Annotated in this window: 7 protein-coding genes and 1 pseudogene; 4 read left to right on the top strand and 4 right to left on the bottom strand. The window is 45.0% G+C overall.

Annotated features, from left to right (window positions below):
- Positions 1–3,009, bottom strand: a 3,009-nt coding sequence (locus NC99_RS21165; protein ID WP_053188906.1) for a SusC/RagA family TonB-linked outer membrane protein, incomplete at its 3' end; no start/stop codon positions are given.
- Positions 3,010–3,214: 205 nt separating this feature from the next.
- Positions 3,215–4,174, bottom strand: coding sequence for a glycoside hydrolase family 16 protein (locus NC99_RS21160; protein WP_082326634.1), 960 nt, complete (start codon positions 4,172–4,174; stop codon positions 3,215–3,217).
- 349 nt (positions 4,175–4,523) lie between these two features.
- Between NC99_RS21160 and NC99_RS21155 the strand changes: the two genes are divergently transcribed.
- The 4 genes from NC99_RS21155 to NC99_RS21135 all read left to right on the top strand — a co-directional run bounded on the left by NC99_RS21155 (position 4,524) and on the right by NC99_RS21135 (position 13,237).
- Positions 4,524–8,642, top strand: a complete 4,119-nt coding sequence (locus tag NC99_RS21155) for a hybrid sensor histidine kinase/response regulator transcription factor (protein ID WP_157625141.1) — start codon at positions 4,524–4,526, stop codon at positions 8,640–8,642.
- 301 nt (positions 8,643–8,943) lie between these two features.
- The gene (locus NC99_RS21145; protein WP_082326633.1) at positions 8,944–10,134 is read left to right on the top strand and encodes a glycoside hydrolase family 43 protein; all 1,191 of its coding nucleotides are present in this window, start codon (positions 8,944–8,946) and stop codon (positions 10,132–10,134) included.
- A 66-nt stretch (positions 10,135–10,200) separates the two neighbouring features.
- Positions 10,201–11,355: a glycoside hydrolase family 88/105 protein gene (locus tag NC99_RS21140; protein ID WP_239684495.1), complete on the top strand. Its 1,155-nt coding sequence runs from the start codon at positions 10,201–10,203 to the stop codon at positions 11,353–11,355.
- Between the two features lie 781 nt (positions 11,356–12,136).
- Positions 12,137–13,237, top strand: a complete 1,101-nt coding sequence (locus NC99_RS21135; RefSeq protein WP_204375086.1) for an ArdC family protein — start codon at positions 12,137–12,139, stop codon at positions 13,235–13,237.
- A gap of 84 nt (positions 13,238–13,321) precedes the next feature.
- Here the strand turns inward: NC99_RS21135 and NC99_RS21130 are convergent, their stop codons facing one another.
- On the bottom strand, positions 13,322–13,846 hold the full coding sequence (locus NC99_RS21130) for a site-specific integrase (protein ID WP_394330554.1): 525 nt from the start codon (positions 13,844–13,846) through the stop codon (positions 13,322–13,324).
- Between the two features lie 63 nt (positions 13,847–13,909).
- A pseudogene (locus NC99_RS22600) lies at positions 13,910–14,068 on the bottom strand (phage integrase SAM-like domain-containing protein); the annotation flags it as partial.
- Positions 14,069–14,151: the final 83 nt, after the last annotated feature.

Here is a 14,151-nt window from a genome sequence, read left to right as displayed (position 1 = left end):
TAGGCGTAAACTTGAAATTTTAGCTGTCTCCATGAAGGGGAAGTCCAGGTTGTATCCCATTTCGATATTCTTCAGACGAATGTAACTGGCATCAACCAGGAACAATGTCGAAGCGGCTGTATTGTTGGTCCGGCCTGTGAGCGAAGCGCGAGGCAGGGTTGCTGTTTCTGCTGTCTCCGGCGTCCAGCGATTTTCATATTGCGAAAGCAACAAGCCACGGTTTCTGGTTTCACCCAGCGGATCACGGAAAGTCTCTTCCAGCAGGCGTGAAGTGTTCCAAGCCGTGTTGACCAGCATACTGAAGTCGAAGTTTTTGTACATGAAGCCGATGGTGAATCCGGCGCTATATTCCGGATTGTTCGTGTAGCCTTGTGCTGAAATATCATCCGAATCGATCACGCCGTCTTCGTTAAGATCAACATAAACAGCATCTCCCGGATTCAATCCGCCGGCATGCTCAGCAATATCAGTTCCGTGCTGTGCTTTATAGCGGTCATTAGCAGTCTCATCGTAAAAGCCCCAGAAGGTTCTAACGAACGGCTGCCCAACGGGATTTCCGGTTCGCCACATGTAATCTTCGGTTGGAGGAACTTCATCTTGCTCAATGATTTTATTGCGGGCAAATGAGAGGTTACCATTGAACCAGTATTTGAAGTCTGAGCCAATGGAGTCGTCCCATTTCAATGAAAGCTCGTACCCTTTGTTTTCAACAATTCCCTTGTTTAGCGGAGGAAGTGACATGCCCAGGTATCCGGGAATTGAGTTCATGCGAATTAAGATATCTTCGCGTCGGTTGAAGAAGATATCTCCTGAGAATTTCAGGCGATCATCCAAAAAGCTGACATCCACCCCGTAGTTTTGCTTGTACTCCTTCTCCCAGGTTACATCCTGGTTGTTCAGGTTTCCTTCGTAGGCCCCCGGTTGGTTTCCGCCGACGTTGGTTCCAAAGTTGTAGCCATCGCCACCCAAAACATAAGAGTTTGGGAGATATAGGAATCTAAGCGCTGTTCCGCCATCGTATAGTCTGTCGTTACCAACAATTCCGTAGGAACCTCTAATTTTGAGGTAATCAATAACGTTTTGGTTTTGCATGAAAGCTTCTTCGGACACAATCCAACCGGCTGAAAACGCAGGGAATAGTCCGTAACGTTTTCCCGGAGCAAAGTTTTCAGAACCGTTGTACCCGACATTGATATCGAACATGTAGCGTGTCAAGTAATCGTAAGTTACACGCCCAACCATGCCAATGTACCCTGAAGGAATATCAGTATAGGTAGCTGGGTAATACGTTTTCGACTGGTTATATAAGGCGAGGGCGCTGAAGTTGTGCGCACCAATTTTACGTGCATAGTTCAAACTGAGTTCTGTATACCAATTTCTTCCCGAACCAAAGCTTTCGCTGAATCCCAACTGGGCATCATCGCCGCTTTTTCGCAGTACCACTTCCCCTTCATCGTTAATCACGGTGGTATAGGAAGGGATTGAAGAACTACGCTGTTTGTTGTGTGTATAGTCAGTGTTGTATGAGCCTTTCACTTTGGCATACAGTCCTTCTGTAATAAAGTCCAACTGTTGCTGAAGCATCAAGTCAACGTTCAGTGAGTTGTTGATCCGGCTGTTGTAACCTCTGCCGTAATAAGGATCAAGTCCATCACTTCCCGGGCTATCAATATAATCCGAGTTGGTTTTAATCCACTTGCCATCAACAATACCGGCACCAGCAAAGGGGGTTGCCCAGTACAAGTGGCGGAACAACTGGTTTTGATCTTCGTTTGAGATTGGTGTATTTTTATCCGAAACGTAACCGCCAAGGTTAATGGACAGCATCGTGCTTTCGGTGACATCAATGTCCAGGTTTGCCCGGTAGTTGTAGCGTTTGTAGTCGAAGTTGAAATCGTATCCTGAATCAAAGGTACGGAACAATCCTTCCTGGGTCAGCGCACCCAATGATACGAAGTAACGAACTTTTTCAGTTCCCCCTGAGATATTCATGTTGTGCTGAGATTGCATGGCTGCTGGTTTCAGCACCATATCCATCCAGTCAACATCAGGATAAATGAGCGGATTGCTGTGATCCCTGAACGCTTGAAGGACGTCTGGTTTGAACTTCAGGTTATCCGGATCAACACCATCATTTAGCTGAGCTTCGTTGTAGTAGCTGGCATACTGGTAGCTATCGGCAAATTCTAGCAAGCGGGTTGGCACCTGCACGCCTACCGAGCTCGACAGGGAAATTTTAGCCTTACCTTCTTTACCCCGCTTGGTGGTGATCAAGATAACTCCGTTTGCTCCACGTACTCCAAATACAGCCGTTGAGGAGGCATCTTTCAAAACGGTGATGTTGTCGACTTCATTCGGGTCAATTTGAGTGAAGTCGCGTTCAACGCCATCAACCAAAATAAGCGGCGCGGCGCTGTTTGAGTTCAGGGTTCCCTGCCCACGAACAAAGATGTCCGGGTCGTCGGCTCCGGGCTCACCCGAAAATTGGACCGCTGTAACCCCCGAAAGTTTCCCGACAAGCGCATTTCCCAACGACGCAACTGGGGCTTTGAGCAGATCTTCGCCTTCCACCGATGAGAGCGATCCGGTGATCGTCACCTTCTTTTGTGTTCCATACGCAATAACCTGAACCTCATCGATTCCAATAGTTTCGTCCTCCAGAACGACATCAACCGTGGTCTTGTCTCCCAGTTCTACCTCTTGTGTTTTCATCCCTACAAAAGAGAAAACCAGCGTTCTCACTTCTCCTGAGGCACGCAATACGTAATTCCCATCGAAATCAGTTACGGTACCGTTAGTTGTTCCGGCAACCACAACGCTGACTCCGGGAATTCCTTGTCCGTTGGCATCAGTGACTGTTCCTTTAATTTCTCTCGTTTGCTCAGCCTGCATTGAGCTGGCAAATGAGTTTGTTCTCTGCGATAAAAGGTTGTTTTTGGTTGTTTGGGAATTGCTGTTTGCCCATGAGGTAACGATCGCTGCCAAGACAAGAACAGTTACCAGTTTCATTCGCAACAATTTTTCAGCAATACTCCCGCGGGGAGAGCATTCCCTTTGACATTTTTTTTCCATAAATTTGAAAAGTTTACATGAGAGTTTATAGTAATCGTACTTCCAAGCCGTCAGATCTATCCGCCAAGCGGCTTTTTTTATTTGTGTTATTTCATTTTCTCTTCCAGACATGATTCGCTTTATCAGATTCCTTCTACTTAAGCTAATTGAGTTGTTTGTACACCCGCACATAATCCACCTCGAAATTTATCGGAAACTTGGAATTTGACGGGTCGCCACCGTTTGATCCGATAGCCAGGTTCAATAGCAGATAAAAATTCTGGTCACTTGTAAACGGATTCACCCCATCTGGATTCACTGTTTTGTGCAATGGAATTTCGTTCAGTAATTCTCCATCCAGAAAAAGCTGAATGGCATGCTCATCCCATTTCATAGCCCAGGTATGAAATTTTTCGACCCACTTTGGATTTTTACTCAGAAAGTGATCCAGTTTGGTTGTTGAGCTGTCCCACTCGCCCCGGTGGGCTGTTGACGAACCCCAGGCCACATTGGCCAAAATATTCGGTTCACCATTGATCCGGTACAGTTCCATAATATCAATTTCGCCGCAGTCGGGCCAGTAGTTTTCAGTGCCCAGCAGCCAGATTGCGGGCCACGAGCCTTGCGACGAATCGACCTTAGCACGGATTTCGAAGTACCCAAAGGCCGGCCATTCCTGAAGGTCTTTGGTGATTAAACAAGCTGAAGTATAGTGCGCCTCCTCGCGGCTTGTCTTCCAGCTTTGCTTAAGGGGGTTGTACTCGGGATTGGCGACAGTCTCTCTTCGGGCTTCTATAATCAGGCGACCATTTTCGCAACGGGCATTTTGTGGTTGGTACCATTGTAGTTCCTGGTTGCGAACAAAACCATACTCATAGTTCCAATTATTTGAATCGGGTCTTCCGTCCTCTTCAAATTCATCATGCCATATAAGCATCATTCCCGGTATTTCGGAGGGTCGATTTTCTTCAATATCGGCTCCGATGGTACGGTTGCCGGTGCTGGCATCGGCCGTAAAGCCAATAAAAATCGTGAATAAAAGCAGGCCAATCAGCCTGACTCTTGAGCGTTTAAAAAAGTGGATGCATGCTTTGCATCCTGTTTGGTTTAAAAGTTTCCTCATCGTTACCTTTCTTTTATCTTTTGCCAATTAGAAATTGGGACAGTACAAAAAAGGGGAAAGAAACAGAGGGCTGCTTGCACGAAATCGACTTTGGCTGTCAGGAAATTGAATCGGCTTGTACTTTTTCGAAAATCTCTAGCACAAATCAGACGTAAGAAGAGGAAATTGGCTCTGTTTGCTCCAGGTTAATGTTTGCTTAACACAGCTAGCCTGTTAATTTTCAGCCACTAATGCAGACTACCGCGCAATACTGTCGGATTTGTTAACACAATCTAAGGAATTCAGTGTCCATTTAACGATTCTTTAATTTTTGTTTGTGTTTGACTTTTCGGACATTAATTTTGCCTCCATGCGTGTTATCCTCGGTATAGTTAGTTTTCTATTGTTGGCAACATCAATTCTTTTTGGTCAGAACGAATTGAATTTCAACCACCTTTCTATTAAAGATGGTTTTGTTGATAGTAAAGCCAATGCCATTATTCAGGATCAAAAAGGATTTATTTGGATTGGAACCTGGAACGGTCTGAACCGTTACGATGGTTACTCTGTGAAAACTTACCAGCCGAGTTTTCATGATTCGACTACGATTACCAACCGCGAAGTGGTTGAATTACTCGAAGACCGGGCAGGAAATATCTGGATTGGAACTTCTTCGGGTCTGAACCGCCTGAATCCATCCACCGGACAAATAATGACCTATGATTTTCAGAACCGGATCATTGCCCTGCACGAAGACCACGAAAATCAACTGTGGATCGGAACATGGAACGGCGGACTATTCAAGCTTGATCCGGAAACCGGAGAGCGTAATCATTATTTATCCAACGAAATTATCAGCGATATTCATGAAGATTCGCGGGGAATGCTTTGGGTCGCCAGTTACAACGGATTGGTGCGGATCGATGGAGAAACCGGTGCTTACCAGCGTTATCTTCCGGGGCAGGGCCAAAACTCGATCAGCAATGGAAGTGTGACCCAAATTACAGAATCAGCAGATGGTATTTTGTGGATAGGAACCTGGGGTGGCGGATTAAATAAAGTCACCGTCTCTGATCACGACGACAGCCTTCACTTTACGCACTATTGGAGAGGAGCAGGAGGCTTAGCCTCAGATGTAATCTACAAGCTCTTTTACGATGATTATCAAAACCTGTGGATTGGTACATGGAACGATGGATTGAATCTTTTGAAGGCTGAACAGCAAGATGCCGATCCTGAAAATGCCCGGTTTTTGGTTTATCAAAATAGCCTGAATGATCCCACCAGCCTTTCGGGTAACGGTATTTCTTCGCTGATGGTTGATCGCTCCGGGGTTTTGTGGATAGGCGCTGCAACCATTGATCGGACCAGCATTATTGATACCGGGATTAAACGTTACAAGGTTCACTCGGAGGAGCAGGCTGCAAACTACACCATTCGGGCGATGAGCAGGGTTGAAGATCAATTGTGGATGGGGAGTAACCGCGACCTGAGGTTATATCATCGAACGGACGATGTGTATGAATTCGAGCAAGATTTTCCGAAGCCACAATACAAGTTTGGGCAAACAGAATATATCGCCAATTCGATCCTTTCGCTGGCAGGCGACAGTTCAGGACTCTGGGTTGGAACCGAAGATGCCGGCTTAATTCATTATCCTGCTGACACCGACTCAAAAATAGCTCCCGAAAGGGCAGAATACTTCAACCAGCAAACCAGCCCGGAAATTCCCGGAAATAAAGTCTCAAGCCTGGTGATTTCAAAAAAACAAGCAGGCGTGATTTGGATCGGAACCCTGCACAGTGGACTGGCCAAAATGACGATCAACAAGGGCCAAAAGCGAATCAAAAATTTTGGTGCAGGAAACAGTCGAGACTTTCTGTCGGATAACAACATTCGCATCATATACGAAGACTCGGCTGGCCTGGTATGGATCGGAACACAGAACGGACTGAATTGCTTCGATCCTGAAACCAGCAAGTTTGAGCAGTTCTTTTATTCCGTCGCCGACACATCTTCTATCAATGACAACATTATCAATGCCATTTACGAGGACAGCAACGGGGCCCTTTGGGTTGGAACCAATTCCGGACTCAACAAAGTGATCCGAGACGGAACCACAACGATCGAAGAAATCTCCTTTCAGGGTTATCCTTCCATTAACAACCTAAGCAATGAAGTGGTGACCCATATTCTGGAAGACGATTCGAAAAACCTGTGGATCAGACTTTACTCCGGAATTGTCAAGTTCAACCTACACACAGAGGATACGGAGTATTTTTTAGCCGATTATGAAAATGGTAGCTTCGAGCGTAATACTTCGGTTAAAGCCGATGACGGCTTGTTTATCATCGGCAACCCATCTGGTTTTATCAGCTTTTACCCTGATAGTCTTTACAAGCTTTCGGTACCTCCGAAGGTTTGCATCACCGATTTGCTGATCTACAATGAAAGCGTGAATGCGCGCAAGCAAACTGAGGGTGACACCATTGCTAGCCGAACAGTACCATACCGCGATCAGGTCCATTTATCCCACACCGACAAGATGCTGACCTTTATGTTTTCGGCGATGGACTACAGTAACCCCGCTAAAAACAGTTATTACTACCAACTGGAAGGATTTGACAATGACTGGAATGAGATTGGGTCGCGAAATACAGCGACCTATACGAATATTCCGCCAGGCAAGTATATTTTCAAAGTGAAAGCCACAAACAACAATGGGATCTGGAGCGAAGAAGCGGCGACGCTCCACATTCAAATTCGCCCACCATGGTGGAAAACAACCTGGGCTTACCTGTTTTATATTCTGATATTTATTGGTCTTTTGTACTTCTTCCAGGAATATTCGTTCATCAAGGCTCATGCAAAAAGTGAGTTGATGTTTGAAAAACTGAAGAACGATGAAATGTACCGGTTGAATGAAATGAAATCGAATTTCTTCACCGATATTACCCACGAACTGCGCACGCCACTCACCTTGATTCTTGGTCCGGCAAAAGAGCTGATGGCTGATAAAACACTGAGTAGTTATGGAATAAAGCAGGCAGGCCTGATTCAGAAAAGTGCCAACAAATTGTTGCGCATGGTCAACGAATTGATGGAGTTCCGGAAGGTTGAGATGGGTGTACTGGACCATATGCATCTTCAGCGTTCTGATTTGGCAGAGATGATCAATGAGGTTTATCTGTCGTTCAAACCGATGGCCGAATCGCGCGGAATGAAGCTAAATATCACCATAGAACAAAGCCCTTTGGCTGCCTTTGTTGATCCGGATAAAATTGAAAAAGTGCTTTTCAACCTGGTTTCCAATGCATTCAAATATTCTCCCGATGGGGGACGAATTGATTTGCGTGCCCGACTCGAAGAGGTGCAAAAAGGCCATTCGTTGATTCGCATGGAAGTTGAGGATACCGGAATTGGGATTGAAAAAGAACACATCGATAAAGTATTCGGTCGCTTTTACCAGGTCAACCAGCTTCGCACCCAGAGCACTGGAGGCATTGGGCTGTTTTTATCGAAAGCACTGGTGGAACAACACCAAGGGCGCATCGAAGTACGAAGCGAACCAGGAAAAGGAAGTTGTTTTAGTGTCATCTTACCAATCCAATCCGGTGAGGAAATGGCCAGCGAAATCCGTTTGTCGGAAACCGCTGTACCCGCTGATGAAACCCCTGACGAAGCCGATGTGGCTTTGACTTCAAGGGCCATTGGACCGGAAGAAAAACCGTTGATTCTGGTGGTTGAAGATGACACGGAGTTGAATGAATTTTTGGTGTCTGGCCTGTCTTCCGAATTTCGAGTGATGAATGCTTATAATGGGCAAGAAGGCCTGGAAAAAACCAGGGCCGTATTCCCCGACCTCGTCATCTCTGATATCATGATGCCCAAGCTGGATGGTTTTGAACTTTGTCAGCAGATTCGCAAAGATATCACCGTATCACACATTCCGCTGATTTTTCTGACTGCCAAAACCATGCACGAAGATGAAATAAAGGGGCTGAGACTTGGTGCCGTCGACTATATCTTCAAGCCATTTGACCTGCTTGCCCTGAAGCTGAAAATTCAGAATATTTTTGATATCAGGCGCACCATGCACGAACGAATCAAGAAAGAACAAATTCTTCAGCCTGAAACGGTGGAGTTGCCTTCGCTCGACGAGATTTTCCTGAAGAATGCTGTGGAGTCGGTTAATAAACATTTGGATGACTCAAACTTTGATGTCGAGCTGTTTGCTACTGATTTGGGGGTGAGTATGAATAATGTATATCGGAAGATTAAGGCACTTACCGGCCAAACGGCCAAAGAGTTTATTCGCAACCAGCGCCTGAAACATGCAGCCGGCTTGCTTGTGCAGCAAAAACGATCCATCTCCGAAATAATTTACATGGTTGGATTTGCCAGTCCGTCGTATTTTACACGCTGCTTCAAGGAGTTTTATGGATGTACGCCCAAAGAGTACATTGAACGGTACAACAAACAAAATTAGTGGAGCTGTTTTTCCGTTCTGATGATTTGGCGAAAATTTGAGTTTCACCCTACCCCACTGGCTGTTAGGGATTCCACGAAAATAAAAATCGAAACAAAGATCGATTTTGTTATAGTTTCTTTTGTTTTTCTGGCACTCTTCCAAATTCCCTTCCCTTATTTTTGGACGCAGAAACCAGTGCTATTTTTCGGAACGCATGGCGAGCCGTTTCCAGCATCGGGGTTCCTTGGCTTTTTTCAATTTTCGAAAAAGGCTCACGAAATTTTGATTGATACTTACTTAATAACATAACTTTCTAATCATGACAATTCCAATTTCTACTTTCAAACGGATCAAAATCCTTTCGCTTTTCAGCATGGCAGCTTTTGCTTTTGCCTGTTCAAGTCCCAACTCAACCGATTCAGAAAAAAGGTACCATAACAACTTTCAACCTGGTGAAATATGGTTGGATTCCGACAGCGTTCATATCAATGCTCATGGCGGTGGAATCCTGTTTCACGAAGGCGTGTACTACTGGTTTGGCGAGCACAAAACCGCTGGCCGAGGCGGAAATTCGGCTTTGGTTGGAATCGGTTGCTATTCATCTACCGATCTTTACAACTGGAAAAACGAAGGAATTGCGTTAGCTTCAGTTGAGGAAGAAGGAGCTGACATAGAAAAGGGCTGTGTAATGGAACGTCCCAAGGTCATTTACAATGCAGAAACCGGGAAGTTTGTGATGTGGTTCCATTTGGAACTGAAAGAAAAAGGCTATGAGGCTGCCCGGACAGCCGTAGCCGTTAGTGATCAGGTTACCGGACCTTTCACCTACCTACGTTCGCTTCGCCCCAATGCCGGCCAGTGGCCCATGGAATATACCGAAGCTGAGAAGAATCAGACTTTTGAATCCGAACTGGAGTGGTGGACACCCGAGTGGATGGAAGCGTTGAAAAAAGGCTTGTTTGTGGCCCGTGATTTTGAAGGAGGACAGATGTCGCGCGACATGACTTTGTTTGTTGATGACGATGGAACCGCGTATCACATCCATTCTTCGGAAGATAATTTAACCTTGCATATCTCCGAACTAACATCGGACTACACCGATTTTACTGGAAAATACACCCGTCTGTTTCCGGGCGGACACAATGAGGCGCCAGCCATTCTTAAGCGCAACAACACTTATTACCTGATCGCCTCGGGGTGTACCGGCTGGGATCCAAATGCTGCGCGATCGGCAGTAGCCAGCTCCATTTGGGGGCCTTGGGAGCAGCTCGGAAATCCTTGCGTGGGCGACGGTTCCGACCTGACTTTTGAGTCGCAAAGTACTTTTGTTCTGCCAGTTCAGGGTATGGATGATGCCTACATTTTCATGGCTGACCGCTGGCGCCCAAAAGATCCCATTGACGGACGCTACATCTGGCTGCCAATCACCTTCGAAAATGAGAAACCAGTCATCAAATGGCAGGACGAATGGGACTTGTCTGTTTTTGATTCACAGACCGTTCAGAAATAATCATCTTTTTACGATCTTATGCTGTGAAATGCCTTTTGCAAGTCCTTATCTTTAAATGTATTTAGAATGATGAACGAACGAATCAACTTCTCACAAATTTTCATTGTGGGGTTACTTTTGTCGTTGACTTTTTCTTGTGCCGAAAAACAACCGGAGAATTTGCCGGCAGCCGAAGCCGTAAAAACCACGCTGATTAAGGTAAACGATTACTGGCAACAACAAAATCCCGAACATCAATGGGCTTTTTGGGATCATGCTGCCTATCACACGGGAAATATAGAAGCGTATAAAATCACCGGGCTTCAGGCTTACTTGGATTATTCGCAAGCCTGGGCGGAGAAAAATGAATGGAAAGGAGCCAAATCGGATAACAAGGCCGAATGGAAATATCACTATGGTGAGAAGGATGATTTTGTCCTGTTCGGCGACTGGCAGATTTGTTTTCAAACTTACATCGATCTGTTTCACCTGACCGACCCCAAAGATTCGACTAAAATTGCCCGTGCGCTCGACGTGATGGAATACCAGATGGCCACCGACAGCTCGGATTACTGGTGGTGGGTTGACGGATTGTATATGGTGATGCCGGTTATGACGAAACTGTATCATGTGACGGGTAATGAACGGTACTTGGAGAAACTGCACGAGTACTTCGCCTATGCCAAAAGCATCATGTATGATGAGGAAACCGGCCTGTTTTTCCGCGATGCCAAGTATGTCTATCCCAAGCACAAATCGACAAACGGATTCAAAGACTTTTGGGCCCGGGGCGATGGATGGTTGTTTGCCGGCTTGGCTAAGATCCTCCAGGACTTACCCGAAGATTACATCCACCGCTATGAGTTTGTTTCGGTTTATCAAAAGATGGCTGAGACCCTGAAAAATGCCCAGCAACCAGAAGGATATTGGACACGCAGCATTCTGGATCCGGAACACGCACCCGGCCCGGAAACCAGCGGAACAGCCTTTTTTACCTATGGCTACCTTTGGGGAATCAATAATGGATTGCTTTCGGAGCAAGAATACTTGGCAACGGCGCTGCAAGGGTGGAATTATTTGACCTCCACCGGCATTCAGGAAAATGGACACGTCGGCTATGTGCAGCCTATTGGAGAACGCGCCATTCCCGGCCAGGTAGTCGACGAGAATTCAACATCCAACTTTGGTGTGGGAGCGCTACTACTGGCCGCTTCTGAAATGTATCGATATGTGAAAAAATAAGTTTAGTTAGTTAGTTAGTTAGTTTAGTTAGAATGGATCTAACGATTGGTAATAGAGGCTGTCCATTGTGGGCAGCCTTTTATGATGTCCCAAACTCAACTGTACATCGATCTTCCGTATTCTTTTAACCTCGTACTATCCTATAATCCCCGGAGATTCATCTCACCTTCCCGCATCATGTCAATTTAAATCGACAATTCGATATTGTTTTTGTCGAAACGAAATGATAGAATTAGGGATATTTCATTTGAATTCCATGAAAACATGCGTACTAATTTCCAATCCAGCTCTATGCTTTTTGTATTGATGCATGATACACCGATGATTTTTTTGCGGGGATAAAAATATTCCTCTCTCCCATAGCAGCACAGTAATAAAATTTTACTACTTTTTCTTTGTACTGATTTGATTATCAATCGAAAACACATCGATACGATTTCGAGTCCCGTTCAAATAAGTACATTGCAACATTCTGCTAACTAAAATAAAACACCGCTGAGGTCGCATCTCGGTGGAAGTGTAGCCTATTACTGCCCACGACCCCGCACACTGCTATGTTCTGATTGCGGAGAATCGGAATTCTGAAGTTTCCTTTCGGCTGTGGCAGATAAAGAAGTCTCTGTCGGAAGAGGAAATCCCTTTTGAACTACAGGGGCGGAGTGCCCATTTTTTATTCGTTCCCATTGCTATTCTGGAGAATTTGTTTTTAGGTTGCCTGTTCACTCAAATTTCCGTCAAAGTTATTTCGCTTCCCGGAACGGTAAAGGGGAACTCGCTTCTCGTGGCTCGTTTCCTTCAGATGCGTTCAGCTTTTCCCTTCCCAAATCACACATTTGCTCCACAAGGAAAACCTGACATGCACCCCGTTGATCTCATCCGGGACAACTCAATTGTGGTACGCCAAAAATTTAAGTTTAACGGCGTGCCAGAAGCCATAAAAAGTCCGCAGGGCAAGCGGCGCAATCTTATGAATAATTCATTCGACATTTATGAAATGGTTACCAACCTGATTATCGAACGCCTTGAGAAAGGTATCATCCCGTGGCAGATGCCATGGAAAGCTGAAACTGGTTTTCCACAGAACCTGGTTTATAAGAAGGTATATCGTGGGTTTAACTTTTGGTTTCTGCTTACCGTCGCTGATCAATTCGGATGCCCGTTTTTTCTTACCTTCAAACAAGTGAAAGAAATGGGAGGCCATGTTTCGAGAGGTGAAAAAGGTTTCCCTGTCGTGTTTTGGAAGCTATTGGATAAGGAAGATAAAGACGGTAATATTGATAGAATCCCGTTGCTTCGGTATTACACGGTTTTCAATCTGAAACAAACCGAGGGGATTGATGAAAGTAAAATTCCAACGACTGAAGCCTATGATCACGATTTTGATCCGATTGACCAGGCTGAAAAGTTAATCGATTGCTGGTCTAATTGTCCTGAAATCAGATTGAATCAGTCCCATGCCTTTTATTCACCAGCAGGAGACTATATTGGAATGCCAAACCCACGCACTTTCTATCAAGATGAACAATATTATTCAGTTTTGTATCATGAAGCAACTCACGCCACAGGTCACATCAACCGAACAGGAAGGCATGAAAAGTTGCCAAATCACAAGTTCGGGTCTACTGATTATAGTGTTGAAGAACTTGTGGCCGAAATGGGGGCAGCTTACCTGTGTTACTTGACCGGTATCCAACATGCGACGATTGATAACAGTGCCGCCTATATCAAAAGCTGGATCTGCAAATTTAAGGAAGATAAAAAAATACTTTTGACAGCTTCATCAATGGCTCAAAAGGCGGTGGACTATATCTTGTATCATCAGTCTGTTCCGAGCGGGCTAGCAGATTTACAAAGGCTTGGAGCATTAGCGGGGGCAGGTTAGCCTTCGCCGTTTTTACTTCAAAAATCATCGGAACATAGCTTCCCTTCTTGTACCCGTCTGTTTCGCAGAAGTCATTCTGACTATTCAAACTTGATTCAATTTTGATTCCAGTAATTCCATGTCCTCCGCGATTTTTTGATCGAGTACTTTGGCATAGATCTGGGTAGTTTTAAGCGACGAGTGCCCAAGGAGTTTTGACACGGTTTCAATGGGGACACCATTGCTGAGGGTTACTGTTGTCGCAAAAGTGTGTCTCGCAATGTGCATGGTAATATTCTTATTGATACCGCAGATATCCCCTAATTCCTTCAGGTAGCTGTTCATTTTCTGGTTAGTCAAAACCGGAAGAAGAATCGCCTTGCCGGAGATTTTCGGATAATCTTCGTATTTTTTCAATATCTCCTTCGCTTTGGGAAGCAGTGGGATCCGGCACCTGTTGTTCGTTTTGCTGCGATTGATAATGATCCATTCCTTACCGTCAGCTCTTTGTTGAAGGTGAGTATGACTTAGTTTAGTTATATCTGAGAATGAAAGTCCGGTATAGCACGCAAATACAAAAATATCGCGAACAACAGCCAATCGTTCAATCTGGATCTGTTTTTCTTCAATCCTCTTTAGCTCCTCAGTTGAAAGAATCTCACGGTGGGTTTCGTCCAGACCGACTTTAAATTTTGAATAGGGATTCTTATCGATATAATCCAACGAGATCGCTAGATTCAAAACCCGCCTCAGGTGTTTGTGATAATTCCATGCCGTATTTTGAGTATTATTAAATTCCTTTTTGATGAAAACATCGAAGGCATTTAGGAATTTGTAATCAATGCATTGAACCGAAACATCGGACTTTCATTCTCAGATATAACTAAACTAAGTCATACTCACCTTCAACAAAGAGCTGACGGTAAGGAATGGAT

The organism is Sunxiuqinia dokdonensis (assembly GCF_001270965.1).
In the GTDB taxonomy this organism is placed as follows: domain Bacteria; phylum Bacteroidota; class Bacteroidia; order Bacteroidales; family Prolixibacteraceae; genus Sunxiuqinia; species Sunxiuqinia dokdonensis.
The sequence above is the reverse complement of the archived record's forward strand: the minus strand, read 5'-3'. Positions and strand labels throughout refer to the sequence as shown.

Coding starts and splice junctions, on each gene's coding strand:
- NC99_RS21160 (WP_082326634.1), bottom strand. CDS start 4,174: ATGAGGAAACTTTTAAACCAAACAGGATGCAAAGCATGCATCCACTTT.
- NC99_RS21155 (WP_157625141.1), top strand. CDS start 4,524: ATGCGTGTTATCCTCGGTATAGTTAGTTTTCTATTGTTGGCAACATCA.
- NC99_RS21145 (WP_082326633.1), top strand. CDS start 8,944: ATGACAATTCCAATTTCTACTTTCAAACGGATCAAAATCCTTTCGCTT.
- NC99_RS21140 (WP_239684495.1), top strand. CDS start 10,201: ATGATGAACGAACGAATCAACTTCTCACAAATTTTCATTGTGGGGTTA.